Source organism: Pseudomonas sp. S09G 359, from assembly GCF_002843605.1.
Lineage (GTDB): Bacteria > Pseudomonadota > Gammaproteobacteria > Pseudomonadales > Pseudomonadaceae > Aquipseudomonas.
Genome location: NZ_CP025263.1, coordinates 382,802 through 400,112, shown reverse-complemented (window position 1 = coordinate 400,112; position 17,311 = coordinate 382,802). Strand labels below are relative to the sequence as shown.

Genomic DNA, 17,311 nt, shown 5'->3' with positions numbered 1-17,311 from the left:
AGGCAGCCATTATAGGGGCGCGGGCGCTAAACAGAAACATCGAAGGGGATAAGACTGATGGAGTGTCGGGGATAGACATGTCAGTACAAGTGTGGGAGCTGCTTTGTGTGGGAGCGGGCTTGCTCGCGAAGGCGGCGTGTCAGCCAATACATGCGCTGACTGATCCAACCCATTCGCGAGCAAGCCCGCTCCCACACGAGCCCGCTCCCACAAGGTTCATGCGGTGTTAGTGGAACAGTACCGCCGTCTTCTGCAGGGTCACCCACACACCCCACGCCAACGGAATACCCACCACCAGCCAGGCGGCGATCGCCAATGGCTTGCTGCCGGCTGCGGCTTTCCACTCCAGGGAAGTGGTGGCATCAGCGCCCTTGTCATGACCCAGCGCCTGTTCGGCAGCCAGTTCGGCGTCGGTCATGAAGTACTTGTCGGCCACCGGGCGAACCAGCAGGTTGCAAATGAAACCCAGCACCAGCAGGCCAGCGAGGATATACAAGGTGATGTCATAGGCGGCGGCGCGTTCAACGCCGATGCTCAGCTGATATTCACGCAGGTAGTTGACCAGCACCGGGCCCAATACGCCCGCTGCGGCCCAGGCCGTGAGCAGACGACCGTGGATCGCGCCGACCATCTGGGTACCGAACAGGTCGGCCAGGTACGCAGGCACGGTCGCAAAACCACCGCCGTACATCGACAGGATGATGCAGAACGCCGCCACGAACAGCGCCACGTTGCCCAGGTGCCCCAGGTTCGGGATCAGCGCATACAGGGCAAAGCCCAGGGCGAAGAACACGAAATAGGTGTTTTTACGGCCCAGGTAGTCGGAGAACGACGCCCAGAAGAACCGGCCACCGATGTTGAACAGGCTCAACAGACCGGTGAAGCCCGCAGCGATAGCAGCAATCGAGGCCAATTGCCCGGCGTCCAACTGGCCGAACGGCACATCCACACCCAGCAACTTGCCGCCGAACACTTCCTGCAGCAGCGGCGAAGCCATGCCGAGGATGCCGATACCGGCCGATACGTTCAGGCACAGCACCAGCCATACCAGACGGAATTGCGGGGTTTTCCACGCCACGTTCACATGCACGTGACGGTGAGTGATCATTGCGTTATTGGCTTTTTTCGCCGGCGCGGTCCAGCCCTCAGGCTTCCAGCCGGTTGGCGGAACGCGATAGGAGAGTGCGCCGCCGATCATGAACACGAAGTAGATCGCAGCCATCACCAGGAAGCTCTGCCACACGCCCACGCCGGTCGGCGAAGCAAAGTGGCCCATCAGCGCTGCGGCCAGGGGTGCACCGACCATCGCGCCGCCGCCGAAGCCCATGATCGCCATGCCGGTGGCCATGCCACGCTTGTCCGGAAACCACTTGATCAGGGTCGACACGGGCGAGATATAGCCAAGGCCCAGGCCGATACCGCCAATGACCCCGGAGCCGATCCACATCAGCCAGATCTGGTGGGTATAGATACCCAACGCCGAGATCAACAGGCCGCCACACCAGCACAGTGCCGATACAACGCCAGCCTTGCGCGGCCCGGCATGTTCCAGCCAGCCGCCCCAGATCGCTGCCGAGCAGCCCAGGAAGATGAAGAACAGGGTGTAGATCCAGCCCAGCATGGAGATGGGCCAGTCGCATTGGGACGAGAAGACTTGGGCGATGAAGCTCATGTCCGGCGCACAGGCGACCGGCTTGGTGACACCCAGCGCCTTCGACAGTGGCAACCAGAACACCGAGAAACCGTAGGCCATGCCGATGCAAAGGTGGATGGCCAGGGCGGCCGGTGGAACCAGCCAGCGGTTGAACCCGGGCTTGGCGATAATGCGTTCCTTGGACAGGAACGCAGGCTGCGCGGCGCTATGGCCGGCCGCAGTACTAGTGCTCATTGGTGTTTCCCCCAGTTATTGGTATGCGTCCGTCAGGCGCTCTCTCCCTCGGCCTTGCACGCAAAGCGTTGGCCGTTGTTGTTGAGTAAAGCTCCATTTTGGCGCGACGATACGTCGCAGAAGGCGGACGAACACGCAGAGATTAGCACCAGTGGATGACAGAAAAACCAAACTGATATCACTTTTTTCAGTAAATCGTCTTTTCCTGACGCCAAAATTCTGTTCCCTCGCCTTGGATACAATGTAACGATCGGTGAACTGACGCCGACTGTCGGCGCGTTATACTCTGCGGCTAAATTTTGAAATCGACATACAAGGACTCGCCCATGAAAGCGTTCGGCAAAATCCTGGGTCTGGTACTTCTCGGGCTGTTGCTGATCATTGTGGCTCTGGGCTTTGCCCTGACCCATCTCTTCGATCCCAACGACTACAAAGACGAGATTCGCCAGATAGCCCGCGACAAGGCCCACATCGAGCTGACGCTCAATGGCGATATCGGCTGGAGCCTGTTCCCCTGGCTGGGCCTTGAACTGCACGAAGCCAGCGTGGCAACCCTGACCAACCCGACCCAGCCATTTGCCGACCTGCAGATGCTCGGCCTGTCGGTGCGCGTGCTGCCGCTGCTGCGCCGTGAAGTGCAGATGAGCGACGTGCGTGTCGAAGGCCTCAACCTGCGACTCACCCGCGACAAGCAAGGCCATGGCAACTGGGAAGACATTGGCAAGAATGTGACTGTGGCGACCACCACCGGCACCCCTGCTCCAGTGGAACAACCGGCCGAGGCCGAGCCGGAAAAACCGGCCAAGCCGATTCGCCTGGATATCGACAGCCTCACCGTCAACAACGCCCGCGTTGAATACAACGACGAACAGACCGGCAAGCAGTTCAGCGCCGAAAGCATCCAGTTGAGCGCCGGCGCCGTGCACGAAGGTGCCAGCATTCCGGTGAAGCTCACCGCCTTTTTCGGCAGCAACCAGCCGGTGATGCGCGTCAAGACCGAGCTGAATGGCAACCTGCGTATCCAGCGCGCCCTCAAGCGCTACCAGTTCGAAGACATGAAGGTCACCGGCGAAGCCACCGGCGAACCGCTGCAAGGCAAGACCGTGACCTTCTCCACCCAGGGCCAACTGCTGGTGGACCAGGCGGCGAATATTGCCGAATGGACCAACCTGAAACTCTCGGCCAACCAACTGCGCGCCTTGGGCGAACTGAAGGTCAATGACCTGGACAAGACCCCGCAGCTCAGCGGCGCGCTGTCCATCGCCCAGTTTGACCTGGCCAAGTTCCTCGACAGCGTTGGTAGCCCGTTGCCGCCGATGGCCGAGGGCAGCCTGAGCAAGGTCGAGCTGGTCAGCCGCCTCAAGGGCACGCCGACCAGCCTGGCCCTGGAAGACCTGAACCTGAAACTCGATGGCAGCACCTTTACCGGCCGCCTTGCCGTGGACGACTTTGCCAAGCAATCGCTGCGCGTGCAGCTCAAGGGCGACAGCTTCAACGCCGACAACTACCTGCCGGCCAAGTCCGAATCCGCCAAGGGCGCAAGCGCCGCACGCCAGGCCGAAGTGCAGAACAGCGAAGCCGGCGCCATGGCCGCCGGTGGCACTACACCGCTGCCGGATGCACCGACCAAAGGCGCCTGGAGCACCGACAAACTGCTGCCACTGGCCCACCTGCGCAAACTCGATGTAGACGCCGACCTGGCCTTTGGCCAACTGACCCTGAGCAAATTGCCGATCCAGAATGCCGCGTTGAAAGCCTCCGGCATCGACGGCCAGCTCAAGCTCGACAGCCTCAGTGGTGGCCTCTACAACGGCACGTTCCAGGCCAACGGCACACTCGATGTGCGCCAGGACATCCCGGTATTGGCGCTGCAAAGCCATATCAAGCAAGTGCCGGTCGAACGCATCCTGCAAGCCCAGGGGCAAAACCCGCCGGTAAAAGGCCAGGTCACCCTCGACAGCAACCTCACTGGCCGCGGCAACAGCCAGAAGGCGCTGATCGATAGCCTCAACGGCACGGCCAGCTTTGTGATCAACAACGGTGTGCTGCTCAACGCCAACCTCGAACAGCAACTGTGCACCGGTATCGCCCTGCTCAACCGCAAGACCCTGAGCAGCACGCCACAAGGCAAGGACACGCCGTTCCAGGAGCTGAAAGGCAACCTGACCTTCCGTAACGGCGTGGCCAGCAATCCCGACCTGAAAGTGCGTATCCCCGGGCTCGCCGTCAACGGCAACGGTGACGTCGACCTGCGCGTGCTGGGCATGGATTACCGCGTCGGCATCATTGTCGAGGGCGACCAGCGCGACACACCGGACCCGGCCTGCCAGGTCGGGTCCAATTTCCAGAACATCGAAGTGCCGCTGCGCTGCCGTGGCCCGCTGGAGCTGGGCGCCAAGGCCTGCCGCCTGGACAAGGACGGCTTGAGCCAGGTTGCGATCAAGGCGGCCGGCAACAAGCTCAGCGAGAAGCTCGAAGAGAAGCTCGACAAGGTGAACCCGCAGTTGAAAGATGCGTTGAAGGGCCTGTTCAAACGATGAGAAGCGAGCAGTTTTCAGAGGCGGTACTTAACTGGTACGACCGCCACGGCCGCCATGACCTGCCCTGGCAACAGGGCATCACGCCGTACCGGGTGTGGGTGTCGGAGATCATGCTGCAGCAGACCCAGGTGAGCACCGTGCTGAATTATTTCGACCGGTTCATGGCATCGCTGCCGACGGTCGAGGCCCTGGCTGCCGCGCCGGAAGATGAAGTGCTGCATCTGTGGACCGGCCTGGGTTACTACACCCGTGCACGCAACCTGCAGAAGACCGCGAAGATTGTCGTGGCCGAGTACGGTGGCGAGTTTCCCAAGGATGTTGAAAAGCTCACCGAGCTGCCCGGCATCGGCCTGTCCACTGCCGGCGCAATCGCCAGCCTGAGCATGGGCCTGCGGGCGCCGATCCTCGACGGCAACGTCAAGCGCGTGCTGGCACGTTTTACCGCGCAGGAGGGCTACCCAGGCGAACCCAAGGTGGCCAAGCAGCTGTGGGCCACCGCAGAGCGCTTCACACCCCATGATCGCGTCAACGCCTACACCCAGGCCATGATGGACATGGGCGCCACCCTCTGCACCCGCAGCAAACCCAGCTGCCTGCTGTGCCCGCTGGAAAAGGGCTGCGAAGCCCATATGCTCGGCCTGGAGACCCGCTACCCGATCCCCAAGCCGCGCAAGACCATCCCGCAGAAGCGCACGCTGATGCCGCTGCTGGCGAATGCCGAGGGCGCGATCCTGCTTTATCGCCGCCCGTCCACCGGCCTGTGGGGCGGTTTGTGGAGCTTGCCCGAGCTGGATGACTTCGCAGACCTGGAACACCTGGCCCACCAACACGCGCTGGAACTGGGCAAACACCAGGAACTGCCGGGGCTGGTCCACACCTTCAGCCACTTCCAACTGGCCATCGAACCCTGGCTGGTCCAGGTCGAGGAATCCGCCCACCACGTGGCCGAGGCCGACTGGCTCTGGTATAACCTCGCCACCCCGCCGCGCCTGGGCCTTGCCGCCCCGGTCAAGAAACTGCTGAAGCGCGCGGCCGACGTATTGAATGCAGGAGTGTCGTCATGACCCGCACCGTAATGTGCCGCAAGTACAAAGAACAACTGCCAGGCCTGGAACGCCCTCCGTATCCGGGCGCCAAGGGCCAGGACATTTTCGAGAATATTTCCACCCAAGCCTGGGGCGACTGGCTGAAACACCAGACCCTGCTGATCAACGAAAAGCGCCTGAACATGATGAACGCCGAAGATCGCAAATACCTGGCGGGCGAGATGGACAAGTTCTTTTCCGGCGAGGAATACGCCAAGGCCGACGGCTACGTGCCGCCTGCTCAATAATTGATCAAAAACCAGGGTCGGCACGTAAGCGACGGTAATAATTAAATATTTTTTGAAAACTTGCTTGACGACCCCCTGAAAAACCCGTTTAATGCGCCCCGTTGCCCAGATAGCTCAGTCGGTAGAGCAGGGGATTGAAAATCCCCGTGTCGGCGGTTCGATTCCGTCTCTGGGCACCAAATACCGAAACCCCTGATTCCGCAAGGAATCAGGGGTTTTTTCGTTTCTGGGCCTTTAGGCGTACAAAGTGGGTGCAATGTCACAACCACTCAAACGCCCAAATCAGTTCATGCTGACTGCTCAAAGGCATCACGGCCGATACAACGGGAACGCCTCTATCAGCGGCACTATTTCCCGACCCGTCTCTATCGCGCTTTCCGAGGGATCATTCGGTCTTGGAATATTCCTGGCAAAGTGAAAGATGATGGTCTGCCCGGTGGTGCTGTCCTTGTAGTACTTGAAATAACTGATTTCCGAGAATTGCCCGTCTTTGCGCAATGCAGCGGGATAAAAATGCATCGCGTAATCGATTCCGGTTTTATTGTCGGTCAGCAGGATCGCCGGCTGGTTCGGATTTTCTTGCTGGTGAAGCTGGATGGCGCGCTTGGCGAGGTCGAGGGGTTTGAAGCGGCTCATCTCGCGAGGTACGACGGTAAAGTCCAGCATTTCATTCCAGGCATCGACGCTTTCCTCTGCTGGGAAATACTCCCACAAGCCCGGCTTTTGGAATTTCAGGACGAAGGTCTTGCCACCGAACACTACCGTTTTGGTGTCGGCAATTGACGGGCTGGACATGTTGGCGGTTTGCGGCGTGGTGCAGCCGCAGAGCAGGACAAGGGCGGATAACACAAGCAATGTGGCTTTCATTTCAATCCTTGAAAAGGTACGTCAGTGTATTTTGCGCAAGCAACAGTAGCCCAACGCGTCACTGAATACTGCCTTTAACGGGTCACTTCAGCAAAAACACCATCAACGGATTGTCATTCAAGCGGCCTTCAAAACTCGGCGCCAGATGCTCCAGGGATGTGTCCTTGAGCAACGCGGCTTGTTTGCGCGCGACAATCACCCATGAAGGCCGAGGCAATGCATCCAACCGCTGGGCCTCAGAGGCGCCGATAAACACCGGCTGCTCATCGTGATCCAGGTTCATCATGTAGCGCACTGCCCAGGTGTCGCGCCCCAGATCGACAAACACCAATGGCCCAGGCTCCGCCGCGCGAAGTGCCTCTACCTGGCTGACAAACTGCCGGGTGTCAAACTGCAAGTCCTTCGACGGTTCCACCACCGCCACCAGCAGTGACCACTGCGCTACCAGCGCAATCAGGCTAAGCCACACCAGCCGCCCCGCCCGGCGCCAGGCGAGCAGCGCCGCCACTTGCAGCAGCACTAGCACGCCAATCAGCAGCGGCAGCGAAACGTCAGGCCAGTAACCGTGCTTTTGCCACCCGTGCCGGCAGACAAAGACTACAACCACGCATAAAGCCGGCAGCGCGACGATCAGCCCCTCGTAGCCTCGACGTACGCCTGCAAGCCAGCCTTGCGCCTGGAGCAGCCCATAGGCGGCGACAGCGGCAAACATCGGCACCATCGGCAAGATGTAATAGGCGCGCTTGAAGTGCGGCACTGACAGCCCAAGCAGAATCATCAAACCGCAGGCACCCAGCCGCACCACCAGTTGCATCGGCTCATCGAACCGCTCAGGCCAGCGATGACGCAGCGCAACCATGGTGGCCAATGCCAGCGGCACTACTGGGAAGTAACGGTACAAGCTCAGTTGGAGATAGAAGTAGAACGGTTCGCCGGCTTCATCGAGACGCCCACCCACCTGCATCTTGAACACTTCATCGGCAAACGCATCGCCCCCACTGATACGCGCCAGTTTCACCAGCAGCCACCAACAGGCCGCCAGCAATACCAGGCCGACCAGGCCGTGAACCAACACCTGTCTGACGCGCTCCCCTGGGCGGCCCAGCGCCCAATACACGCAGACCACGCCGCAGACCTCGATCAACCCCAGCGGCCCGCGTATCGCAAAGCCCAGGATAAACAGCGGGAACACCGCGAGCTGCCGCCACCGCGAGCCGAGACGCTGCCCGCTGTGCAGCAGGTAGAAACTGCCTACGCAAAGCAGCGCCACCATCTGATCCAGGCACACCGAGCGCGACTTTTCGAGCAGTTGGGTAGTGAGCAAGGTCAGCAACACCGTGAGCAGCGCCCAATGGCGCTCATACGCAACCAACAACCGATAGATCAGCGCCACCACACCGGCAGACGCCAGCGCCGTGGGCAAGATATTCGCTAAATGGTTAGGCGCGCCGAATAACCGGGCAAACATAAAACTCAGAAACGTCGCGGTACCGGGGTAATCCGCGTAGGGCTGCCCGTAGGTCGTGGGAAAAAGACTCGCACCATGGCGAAACATTTCCTGCAGGAACAGCGCCCAGCGACCGTCAAAGCCTTGAGGCTGCTGATCCCAGATGCCCAAGGTAAACAGCAACAACGCAAACAGGAAAATGCCCAGGGTTTCCAGGCGAAAGCGGTTGCGATGATCCATCGATTGACCTGTCAGGTGGGGAGCGCTGGCCTATGGTGCCGAGCGCGCCCCTGAATAGCGCCTGAACAAACCTGAACATTCGCGCTTTTACCGACCTGCGGGCCACACCCACTTCGGGATCAGCCGCACGTAAAGCAACTCGCCCACCAACTCGACCAGGGTTTGCAGGATCACCGCCGTCGCCGCCAGCCCGCGCACGTCCTCCGGCAACGCGAGGGCCAGGGGCAGCACCACCAGCGAGTTACGCGTCGACGCGCTGAACGTCACCGCCCGTGCCGTCAACGCCGGCAATGCGAACAGCCGCGCAGCCAGCGCACCCAGCAGCGGCGCCAGTAACAGAAAGCCGATGTACACCGGGATCACCGGCAACAACAGGTTTAAATCGCGCACCACCGAAGTGATCTGCGAGGCAATCACCACAAACAACACCAGTGCCATGGCCGGCACCGGCAGCCACGCCCAGGCGTTGTTCCAGGCACTGACGAGCGGCGACCGACGCGCCAGGGACGTGGTGACTACCGCCAGCACCATCGGCACCACGATCAGCAGCAGGAACGCCTCGACAAACGGCCCCGCCGCCACCACCACGTCGGGCTGCTCGCCCAGCATAAAACCCAGGTACAGCGGCAACAGAATCAACTGCAGCAGCAACAGCACCGGCGTTGCCGCCAACAGCAACCGCGAGTCGCCCTTGCCGATATGGGTAAACACCACCACGTAGTCGATACACGGCGTGAGCAATACCAACAACGCCCCCACCAACAACGCCGGGCGCCCCACCAAGCCACGGGTGAGCGCCCACACCAGCAACGGCACCAGAATGAAATTGGCCAGCAGCAGCGCCGACAGAAAACGCTTGTTACCAAAAGCCTGGCGCAGGTTCAGAAACGGGATTTGCAGGAACATTGCGTACATCAGCACTGCGATCGCCGGTGTGACCAGTGCGCCGAGCGCGTGCCCCACTGAAGGCGCCAGCACACCGAACAGCGCTGCCAGGAGGACCGCGACGAAGTACACAGGAATCTGGTTGTGCTCGAGGGTGTCACGGGTCATGGGCGGGCTCAGATCGATCAAAGGTTCGCCAGCCTAAGCATCCACGCCAATAAGGTCGAGCATCGTGAAAATCTGCGCACCTATGGCCCGCCAAATTTGTTAGTTTCGATTTCCTATAAAAGCGCGTGCGCCTCCAAGGCCACCCATAAAAAGCGCCAGGACCCAACTGACCATGAACTTGCCGACCCGCCCCACGCCCGAATCCTTCAGCGAACTCACTGCCGACAACCACGCCATCGGCGGCTTCACCTGGCGCCACTTGCGCACCGACCTCGAACGCCCGGTCGTGATCATCAACGCCGCCACCTCCGTACGCTGCCGCCACTATTCGCGTTTCGCCGACTACCTGTTCGCCAATGGCCTCGACGTGATCACCTACGACTATCGCGGCATCGGCGAGTCGCGCAGTGGTTCGTTACGGGGCTTCAAGGCGTCGTGGTCGGATTGGGGCACGCTGGATTTCGAGGCGATGGTGCTGCGCGCGCAGCGGGAATTTCCGGGCCAGCCGATTGACGTGGTCGGCCACAGCTTCGGCGGCTGCGCAGCGGGGCTGGGCGCATCCGGCGCGCTGATCCGGCGGATCGTGACGGTGGGCGCGCAGTTCGCCTATTGGCGCGACTACGAGGCCAGCCGGCGCTGGCGGATGTTCGCCAAATGGCATGTGCTGATGCCGCTGGTCACGGCGCTGTGCGGGTATTTTCCCGGCAAGCGCCTGGGCTGGCTGGAAGACACGCCGGCAGGCGTGGTGCGGGATTGGAGCACGCCGACGCCCAGATACGAGACGCGCCCCAGCGGGCGCTCCCTGGCTGGCTTGCCATTCAGCCGCGTAAAGGCGCAGATGCTGGCGATCAGCATCACTGATGATCCATTCGGCACCGTGGCCGCGATTGAACGGTTGCTGGGTTACTTCGACGGCTGCGAACGCACTCATCTAAGGATCGCCCCCGACGATATCGGCGAAAAACAGGTCGGGCATTTCGCGTTTTTTCGTAGCGAATACCAGGATCGGTTGTGGCCGATTGCATTGGCATGGCTTCAAAACGCCCAATTAGCTACGGATACCCTTGGGATTTCCCCAAACCTGCGCTTCAATACCCTACCCAGATCCTGACCCAAGGACGTGAGCCCATGGCTTCGCCGAACAAACAGCAAAAACGTGCCCACCGGGCGAAGGCCAAGGCCAAGCAGAACCGTACCCAGCGCGCCGTCGCCAGCAAGCCGGATGCGTTCGCCGGCGATGACAGCCGTATTGACCTTGAGTCGGTGGACCTGACCGAGCTGTTCGTAGAGATGCGCACCGCTGGCGAAACCAGCCAGCAGGCGTTGTGCGCAGTTTTCCTGGCACACCCGCTGTTGGCGCTGGTGCTGGAGCAGGAGGGTGAAGAAGAAGCCACCGACTTTATCCTGGCGGCCCTGATCGAGTATCGACAGTGGGCTACCGACAGCGACGATGAAGCCGCCGCACTGGCATGGATTGAGTCGCCAGAATTCCAAGCGGATTACGTGGCGGCGTCTCAGGCGCTGGTCAACTCCCAAGACTGATACAAAACCAAATGTGGGAGCGGGCTTGCTCGCGAAAGCGAAGTGTCAGTCAAAGTAAATATTGACTGTTCCACCGCTTTCGCGAGCAAGCCCGCTCCCACATGGTTTTAGCTGCGTTTCAGCAACCGCATCACATCAATTGAGTACCGCTGCGCCCACCTTCTGCGCCTTGCGACGGCTTGACACAAACAACCCCGCCGCCACCACCAGCAAGCTCAGAACGCCAGTCGCGATAATCTCGACCCGGTGCGCTTCCTGGAACAGCATGATGGTCAACGTACCGACGATAAACACCATCACCGCATAGGTCAGGCCGGGGAACAGCCACATCTTGAAGACGATCTTCTCGCCCGCCGCCGTGCGCTTCTGGCGCATGCGCAGCTGCGACACTGCAATCACCAGGTACACCAGCAACGCGATGGCGCCAGAGCTGGCCAGCAGGAACTCGAACACGGCTGCCGGTGCCACGTAGTTGGCGAATACCGCCAGGAACGCTGCGCCGGTCGACAGCAACACCGCCCAGTAAGGCGTGCCGCTCTTGTTGGTGCGCTTGGCCACGGCCGGTGCGTCACCGCGACGACCCAACGAGAACAGCATGCGCGAAGCGGTGTACAGCGCCGAGTTCAGGCAGCTGGTCACGGCAACCAATACCACCAGGTCGACGATCAGCTTGGCGTTCGGGATGCCCATGCGTTCCAGCACGGTCTGGTAGGAACCTACCGCCGCCAGGGTCGGATCGTTCCATGGCACCAGGGACACCACGATGAAGATCGACAGCAGGTAGAACAAGCCAATCCGCCAGATCACCGAGTTGGTGGCCTTGGTGATTTGCTGGCCCGGGTTCTTCGATTCCGCCGCCGCGATGGTGACGATCTCGGTACCCATGAAGGAGAACATGGTGGTCAGGATCGCTGCCAACACCGCGCCCATGCCGTTGGGCATAAAGCCTTGGGTGTCGAACAGGTGCGAAACGCCGCTGACCTGGCTGGTCGGCAGGAAGCCGAAAATCGCCGCGAGGCCGAGGATCACGAAGCCCACGATCGCCACGACTTTGATCAGCGCAAACCAGAACTCGAACTCACCGTAGTTCTTGACGCTGAACAAGTTGGTCGCGGTCAGCAGCAAGGTGATGATCAGGGTAAAGGCCCAGATGGCCACATCGGGGAACCAGGCATGCAGGATCGTCGCAGCGGCGTTGGCTTCCAACGGAATTACCAGCACCCAGAACCACCAGTACAGCCAGCCGATAGTGAAACCGGCCCAGTGGCCGATCGCGCGGTCGGCGTAGGTGGAAAACGAACCGGTGTCCGGCGATGCCACGGCCATTTCGGCCAGCATGCGCATCACCAGCACCACCAGCGTACCCGCAGCGGCATAGGCCAGCAGTACGGCGGGACCGGCGGCAGCAATCGCGTGGCCGGAGCCTACAAACAAACCGGCGCCGATTACGCCGGCAATCGACAGCATGGTGACGTGACGCGGTTTGAGCCCCTGTTCGAGGTCATTGGAGCTTTGCGTACTACTCATTGACACACCTTTACGAGGAATTGCGAAAACGGTCCACCCGGCCTGGGATCTTTCTCGTGAAAAGAAACCAACGGGGCGTTGTTTATTTTTTACGCAAGATTTGCGCCAAAATGTTACAGAGCCGCGATTGACGCGGGCTGTAGGACAATTCGTCAGAAATCGCAAGTCATTGAGAACAATGGCATTCCGCTATAGCGTTACCGTGCGACCCACTTTAAAGACGAGCACGCGCACCAAAAACACACACAAAAAGTACGTGACGCCTCACAAAGGTGCTGATAAGCACCGTTTGCCCGGTTAACCCTTCCAACACCCGGCCAAAGCTGGCACCATCGCGCCCTTTTTTACGCGAAGCCTACGGTTTTTCGGGTTCAAACGGCTGTTCGGTTGTTGATGGCGCGACACGCTACTGTGCCGATGCGACACTCTGCCGCACACCGCCTGATTACCGCCGGCCGCGCTGTTGGCTGCCATCAAGTCGCTATGCTAGCTTGGCGCCTCGCCAGGAAGGCGGCCCAACAGCGTCGAACGCAACGAACACAATGAGGACCCCACATGGCCGAGGCCGCGCCCGCGCTAGAAATCCGCAACTTGCATAAACGCTATGGTGAGCTGGAGGTACTCAAAGGTATCTCGCTGACCGCCCGTGACGGCGACGTGATCTCGATCCTGGGTTCCTCCGGTTCCGGCAAGTCCACGTTCCTGCGTTGCATCAACCTGCTGGAAAACCCGCACCAGGGGCAGATCCTGGTGGCCGGCGAAGAACTCAAGCTCAAGGCCGCAAAAAACGGCGAGCTGATGGCCGCCGACGGCAAGCAGATCAACCGCCTGCGCAGCGAAATCGGTTTTGTGTTTCAAAACTTTAACCTGTGGCCGCACATGAGCATCCTCGACAACATCATCGAGGCGCCGCGCCGTGTGCTCGGCCAGAGCAAGGCCGAAGCCATCGAAGTGGCCGAAGCCCTGCTGGCCAAGGTCGGCATCGGTGACAAACGCCACGCCTACCCCGCGCAATTATCTGGCGGCCAGCAGCAACGGGCGGCCATTGCGCGCACCCTGGCGATGCAACCCAAGGTCATCCTGTTCGACGAGCCCACTTCGGCGCTTGACCCGGAAATGGTTCAGGAAGTACTTAATGTGATCCGCGCGCTGGCCGAGGAAGGCCGCACCATGCTGCTGGTCACCCATGAAATGGGCTTCGCCCGCCAGGTGTCCAGTGAAGTGGTGTTCCTGCACCAGGGCCTGGTCGAAGAGCAAGGATCGCCACAGCAGGTGTTTGAAAACCCGCTTTCGGCGCGCTGCAAACAATTCATGTCCAGCAACCGCTAACGGAGCAACATGCATGCAGAACTATAAAAAATTCCTTCTGGCCGCGGCCGTCTCGATGGCGTTCAGCGCCACGGCCATGGCAGAAACCTTGAAAATGGGGATCGAAGCGGCCTACCCGCCGTTCAACAATAAAGACGCCAGCGGCAACGTCGTCGGCTTCGACAAAGACATCGGCGACGCCCTGTGCGCCAAGATGAAAGTCGAGAAGTGCGAAGTGTATGTATCCGACTGGGACGGCATCATCCCGGCCCTGAACGCCAAGAAGTTCGACTTCCTGGTGTCCTCGCTGTCGATCACCGATGAGCGCAAGCAGGCCGTCGACTTCACCGACCCGTACTACTCCAACAAGCTGCAGTTCATCGCGCCAAAAGCCACCGCAGACTTCAAGACCGACGCCGGCTACCTGAAAGGTAAAGTCATCGGTGCACAACGCGCGACGCTGGCCGGTACCTACCTGGAAGACAAGCTGCCGGAAACCGAAGCCAAGCTGTACGACACCCAGGAAAACGCCTACCTCGACCTGACGTCCGGGCGCCTGGACGGCATCCTCGCCGACAAGTACGTGCAGTACGAGTGGCTCAAGAGCAAAGACGGTTCCGCCTACGAGTTCAAGGGCGACCCGGTTGTAGAGAGCGACAAGATCGGTATCGCCGTACGCAAGGGCGACCCACTGCGCGAGCGCCTGAACAAAGCCCTGGCAGAGATCAAGGCAGACGGCACCTACAAGAAGATCAACGACAAGTACTTCCCGTTCAGCATCGAATGATCTGAATGGCCTGACCGACGCGCTCGCCTGAGCGCGCCGGCTTTCAGCAATGCCTGCCGCGATATGAAAACACCATGAATTTTGATCTTTACGGATTCGGCCCGGCGCTCGCCGCCGGCGCGCTGATGACCGTCAAACTGGCGCTCACGGCCCTGTGCCTGGGGCTGGTGCTCGGCCTTGCCGGCGCCTTGGCCAAGACCTCACCGTACAAGCCATTGCAGTGGCTTGGCGGCGCTTACTCGACCATCGTTCGCGGTATTCCCGAACTGCTGTGGGTCTTGTTGATTTATTTCGGCACGGTCAACCTGATGCGTGCCCTGGGGGAGTTTTTTGGTAACCCCGACCTTTCTCTAAGCGCCTTTGCCGCCGGGGTGATCGCCCTGGGCCTGTGCTTTGGCGCCTACGCCACGGAAGTGTTCCGTGGCGCGATCCTCGCCATTCCCAAGGGCCACCGCGAAGCCGGTGTGGCGTTGGGCCTGTCGAAGTTTCGCATCTTCACCCGGCTGATCATGCCGCAGATGTGGCGCATCGCCCTGCCGGGCCTGGGCAACCTGTTCATGATCCTGATGAAAGACACCGCGCTGGTGTCGGTCATCGGCCTGGAAGAAATCATGCGCCACGCGCAGATCGGCGTGACGGTCACCAAGCAGCCGTTCACCTTCTTCATGGTCGCAGCCTTCATGTACCTGGGCCTTACCGTGCTGGCGATGACCGGCATGCACTTCCTGGAAAAACGCGCCGCCCGCGGCTTTGCAAGGAGCACCCAATGAGCGGCGACTACAGCTGGCTGGCGCATTTCGACCTGGGCCTGAACTGGGCCGTGATCATCAAATGGCTGCCGAAACTGGCCCAGGGCGCAACCCTGACCCTGGAGCTGGTGGCCATCGCGGTGATCGCCGGCCTGCTGCTGGCAATCCCGCTGGGCATCGCGCGCTCCTCGCGCCGCTGGTACGTGAGTGCCCTGCCCTACGCCTACATCTTCTTTTTCCGTGGGACGCCGTTGCTGGTGCAGTTGTTCCTGGTCTACTACGGCCTGGCGCAATTCGACACGGTGCGTGAGAGCTTTATGTGGCCGTACCTGCGCGATCCGTTCTGGTGCGCCACCGCCACCATGACCCTGCACACCGCCGCTTATATCGCCGAGATCCTGCGCGGCGCGATCCAGGCCATCCCGCCAGGCGAAATCGAAGCGGCGCGCGCCTTGGGCATGTCCAAGCCAAAAACGCTGTTCTACATCATCCTGCCCCGCGCCTCGCGCATCGGCCTGCCGGCCTACAGCAACGAAGTGATCCTGATGCTCAAGGCCAGCGCCCTGGCCAGTACCGTGACCTTGCTGGAGCTGACCGGCATGGCGCGAACCATCATCGCGCGCACCTACCTGCCGGTGGAGATCTTCTTCGCGGCCGGCCTGTTCTACCTGTTGATGGCCTACATCCTGGTGCGCGGCTTCAAACTGCTGGAACGCTGGCTGCGCGTCGATGCCTGCCAGGGACGTTGAAGCACGCTTCCAGGCCCTCGATGGGTTTCTGATCGAGCACCAAGGGCTGTGGCGACCACGGCCCTTTACCCATCGGCAGTTACCCTGGGAAAGCGCACACCCTGAACTCGCCCATTGGCTGCGCAAACGTACGTTGGCCGAGGCCGAAGCCAGTCACAACACACCCCATGAACTACCGGCGCCCGCGCCTTTTCCACAACTGGCTGAGCAGGCCCGGCGCCTCAGCGCTGTGGATAAGTTACCCACGCACCCGCTGGCACCCGCGCGCCATCGCCTGAACGTCGACGTGCCCGGGCGCAAATGGCAACAGATCGAAGCCTTCGGCGCCGCGCTGCAGTTTGCGCAACCGCCCAAGCACTGGCTGGACTGGTGCGCCGGCAAGGGCCACCTCGGCCGCCGCCTGCTGCAATCCGGGCAACAGCTGACCTGCCTGGAATACGACCCGGCGCTGATCGCGGCGGGCCAGGCCCTAAGCGAGCATCACCAGCTACCCGCCGCGCATCGCCTGCAGGACGTGATGGCGCAGGTGACGATCCACCCCGATCAAACCCCTGTGGCCCTGCATGCCTGCGGCGACCTGCATGTACGCCTGCTGCAACTGGCTAGCGCCGCGGGCTGTAAACAACTCGCCCTGGCGCCCTGCTGCTACAACCGGATCAACGCCGACACCTACCAGGCGCTGTCCACGGCGGGTAGGGCTTCACGCTTGCAGTTATCGATCGATGACCTCGGCCTGCCCCTCAGCGAAACCGTTACCGCCGGCAACCGAGTGCGCCTGCAACGGGACACCTCCATGGCCCGGCGCCTGGGCTTCGATCAGCTGCAACGGCAACTGCGCGGCTGCGACGAGTACCTGCCCACGCCGTCCCTGCCTGCCGGTTGGCTGGAAAAGCCCTTCGCCGACTACTGTCAGGCACTGGCGAGCCGCAAGGGGTTATCCACAGGTGAGCAGGACTGGGCGGGGCTGGAGGCGTTTGGCTGGCAGCGGTTGGCCGAGGTCAGAAACCTGGAATTGTTGCGTGGTCTATTTCGGCGCCCGCTGGAGCTATGGCTGGTGCTGGATCGGGCATTGTTTCTTGCCGAGAACGGCTACAGGGTCGAGGTGGGCAGCTTCTGTGAACCTGCATTGACGCCGCGCAACTTGATGGTGCTTGCCGAGCGCGATTAAAGGGCAAAATTGTCGCACCACAGCCTGTGGATAACTCTGTTGATGGATTCTTAACAGAGCCCGTAGAAATCTGCCTTACAGCCCGAAAGTCGCCTTGATCATTTTTTGTTCAA

Annotated in this window: 15 protein-coding genes and 1 tRNA gene; 11 read left to right on the top strand and 5 right to left on the bottom strand. The window is 61.0% G+C overall.

Going from position 1 to position 17,311, the window contains the following annotated elements:
- Nucleotides 1-226: 226 nt before the first annotated feature.
- On the bottom strand, nt 227-1,888 hold the full coding sequence (locus CXQ82_RS01705) for an OFA family MFS transporter (protein WP_101265577.1): 1,662 nt from the start codon (nt 1,886-1,888) through the stop codon (nt 227-229).
- A gap of 326 nt (nt 1,889-2,214) precedes the next feature.
- Between CXQ82_RS01705 and CXQ82_RS01700 the strand changes: the two genes are divergently transcribed.
- The 4 genes from CXQ82_RS01700 (at nt 2,215) to CXQ82_RS01685 (ending at nt 5,940) form a co-directional block, all read left to right on the top strand.
- Complete coding sequence (locus CXQ82_RS01700) at nt 2,215-4,428, top strand: AsmA family protein (protein ID WP_101265574.1); 2,214 nt, start codon at nt 2,215-2,217, stop codon at nt 4,426-4,428.
- Complete coding sequence (gene mutY, locus CXQ82_RS01695) at nt 4,425-5,492, top strand: A/G-specific adenine glycosylase (RefSeq protein WP_101265572.1); 1,068 nt, start codon at nt 4,425-4,427, stop codon at nt 5,490-5,492. The genes CXQ82_RS01700 and mutY overlap by 4 nt, the downstream gene beginning before the upstream one ends.
- Nucleotides 5,489-5,761 (top strand): oxidative damage protection protein, encoded by a 273-nt coding sequence (locus tag CXQ82_RS01690; RefSeq protein ID WP_101265570.1) that lies wholly within the window; start codon nt 5,489-5,491, stop codon nt 5,759-5,761. The genes mutY and CXQ82_RS01690 overlap by 4 nt, the downstream gene beginning before the upstream one ends.
- A gap of 103 nt (nt 5,762-5,864) precedes the next feature.
- Nucleotides 5,865-5,940: transfer RNA gene (locus tag CXQ82_RS01685), tRNA-Phe, on the top strand.
- 130 nt (nt 5,941-6,070) lie between these two features.
- Here CXQ82_RS01685 and CXQ82_RS01680 read toward each other — a convergent pair.
- The 3 genes from CXQ82_RS01680 to CXQ82_RS01670 all read right to left on the bottom strand — a co-directional run bounded on the left by CXQ82_RS01680 (nt 6,071) and on the right by CXQ82_RS01670 (nt 9,368).
- Nucleotides 6,071-6,628 (bottom strand): hypothetical protein, encoded by a 558-nt coding sequence (locus CXQ82_RS01680; RefSeq protein WP_101265568.1) that lies wholly within the window; start codon nt 6,626-6,628, stop codon nt 6,071-6,073.
- Between the two features lie 82 nt (nt 6,629-6,710).
- Nucleotides 6,711-8,315: a glycosyltransferase family 39 protein gene (locus CXQ82_RS01675; protein ID WP_101265566.1), complete on the bottom strand. Its 1,605-nt coding sequence runs from the start codon at nt 8,313-8,315 to the stop codon at nt 6,711-6,713.
- An 87-nt stretch (nt 8,316-8,402) separates the two neighbouring features.
- Entirely contained in the window at nt 8,403-9,368 is a 966-nt protein-coding gene (locus CXQ82_RS01670) for an arsenic resistance protein (RefSeq protein WP_101265563.1), read from the bottom strand.
- 172 nt (nt 9,369-9,540) lie between these two features.
- Here CXQ82_RS01670 and CXQ82_RS01665 point away from each other — a divergent pair, with 172 nt between their 5' ends.
- Nucleotides 9,541-10,479, top strand: coding sequence for an alpha/beta fold hydrolase (locus tag CXQ82_RS01665; RefSeq protein WP_101265560.1), 939 nt, complete (start codon nt 9,541-9,543; stop codon nt 10,477-10,479).
- 17 nt (nt 10,480-10,496) lie between these two features.
- Nucleotides 10,497-10,910: a hypothetical protein gene (locus tag CXQ82_RS01660; RefSeq protein ID WP_101265558.1), complete on the top strand. Its 414-nt coding sequence runs from the start codon at nt 10,497-10,499 to the stop codon at nt 10,908-10,910.
- A gap of 135 nt (nt 10,911-11,045) precedes the next feature.
- Here CXQ82_RS01660 and gabP read toward each other — a convergent pair whose 3' ends face one another.
- Nucleotides 11,046-12,437: a GABA permease gene (gabP, locus tag CXQ82_RS01655; RefSeq protein WP_101265556.1), complete on the bottom strand. Its 1,392-nt coding sequence runs from the start codon at nt 12,435-12,437 to the stop codon at nt 11,046-11,048.
- A 555-nt stretch (nt 12,438-12,992) separates the two neighbouring features.
- On the opposite strand from gabP, the gene CXQ82_RS01650 reads away from it, so the two are divergent.
- The 5 genes from CXQ82_RS01650 (at nt 12,993) to CXQ82_RS01630 (ending at nt 17,198) form a co-directional block, all read left to right on the top strand.
- Nucleotides 12,993-13,766 (top strand): ABC transporter ATP-binding protein, encoded by a 774-nt coding sequence (locus CXQ82_RS01650; protein WP_101265554.1) that lies wholly within the window; start codon nt 12,993-12,995, stop codon nt 13,764-13,766.
- A gap of 13 nt (nt 13,767-13,779) precedes the next feature.
- Nucleotides 13,780-14,532, top strand: coding sequence for an ABC transporter substrate-binding protein (locus CXQ82_RS01645; RefSeq protein WP_101265552.1), 753 nt, complete (start codon nt 13,780-13,782; stop codon nt 14,530-14,532).
- A 74-nt stretch (nt 14,533-14,606) separates the two neighbouring features.
- Nucleotides 14,607-15,302, top strand: a complete 696-nt coding sequence (locus CXQ82_RS01640) for an ABC transporter permease (protein ID WP_053253867.1) — start codon at nt 14,607-14,609, stop codon at nt 15,300-15,302.
- Nucleotides 15,303-15,340: 38 nt separating this feature from the next.
- On the top strand, nt 15,341-16,030 hold the full coding sequence (locus CXQ82_RS01635) for an ABC transporter permease (protein ID WP_101273709.1): 690 nt from the start codon (nt 15,341-15,343) through the stop codon (nt 16,028-16,030).
- A complete protein-coding gene (locus CXQ82_RS01630; RefSeq protein WP_101265550.1) occupies nt 16,011-17,198 on the top strand; it encodes a methyltransferase in 1,188 nt (395 codons plus the stop codon). The genes CXQ82_RS01635 and CXQ82_RS01630 overlap by 20 nt, the downstream gene beginning before the upstream one ends.
- Nucleotides 17,199-17,311: the final 113 nt, after the last annotated feature.

What these genes read in the sequence shown, in the direction of transcription:
- CXQ82_RS01705 (WP_101265577.1), bottom strand. Translation starts at nt 1,888, where the DNA reads ATGAGCACTAGTACTGCGGCCGGCCATAGCGCCGCGCAGCCTGCGTTC.
- CXQ82_RS01700 (WP_101265574.1), top strand. Translation starts at nt 2,215, where the DNA reads ATGAAAGCGTTCGGCAAAATCCTGGGTCTGGTACTTCTCGGGCTGTTG.
- mutY (WP_101265572.1), top strand. Translation starts at nt 4,425, where the DNA reads ATGAGAAGCGAGCAGTTTTCAGAGGCGGTACTTAACTGGTACGACCGC.
- CXQ82_RS01690 (WP_101265570.1), top strand. Translation starts at nt 5,489, where the DNA reads ATGACCCGCACCGTAATGTGCCGCAAGTACAAAGAACAACTGCCAGGC.
- CXQ82_RS01680 (WP_101265568.1), bottom strand. Translation starts at nt 6,628, where the DNA reads ATGAAAGCCACATTGCTTGTGTTATCCGCCCTTGTCCTGCTCTGCGGC.
- CXQ82_RS01675 (WP_101265566.1), bottom strand. Translation starts at nt 8,315, where the DNA reads ATGGATCATCGCAACCGCTTTCGCCTGGAAACCCTGGGCATTTTCCTG.
- CXQ82_RS01670 (WP_101265563.1), bottom strand. Translation starts at nt 9,368, where the DNA reads ATGACCCGTGACACCCTCGAGCACAACCAGATTCCTGTGTACTTCGTC.
- CXQ82_RS01665 (WP_101265560.1), top strand. Translation starts at nt 9,541, where the DNA reads ATGAACTTGCCGACCCGCCCCACGCCCGAATCCTTCAGCGAACTCACT.
- CXQ82_RS01660 (WP_101265558.1), top strand. Translation starts at nt 10,497, where the DNA reads ATGGCTTCGCCGAACAAACAGCAAAAACGTGCCCACCGGGCGAAGGCC.
- gabP (WP_101265556.1), bottom strand. Translation starts at nt 12,437, where the DNA reads ATGAGTAGTACGCAAAGCTCCAATGACCTCGAACAGGGGCTCAAACCG.
- CXQ82_RS01650 (WP_101265554.1), top strand. Translation starts at nt 12,993, where the DNA reads ATGGCCGAGGCCGCGCCCGCGCTAGAAATCCGCAACTTGCATAAACGC.
- CXQ82_RS01645 (WP_101265552.1), top strand. Translation starts at nt 13,780, where the DNA reads ATGCAGAACTATAAAAAATTCCTTCTGGCCGCGGCCGTCTCGATGGCG.
- CXQ82_RS01640 (WP_053253867.1), top strand. Translation starts at nt 14,607, where the DNA reads ATGAATTTTGATCTTTACGGATTCGGCCCGGCGCTCGCCGCCGGCGCG.
- CXQ82_RS01630 (WP_101265550.1), top strand. Translation starts at nt 16,011, where the DNA reads ATGCCTGCCAGGGACGTTGAAGCACGCTTCCAGGCCCTCGATGGGTTT.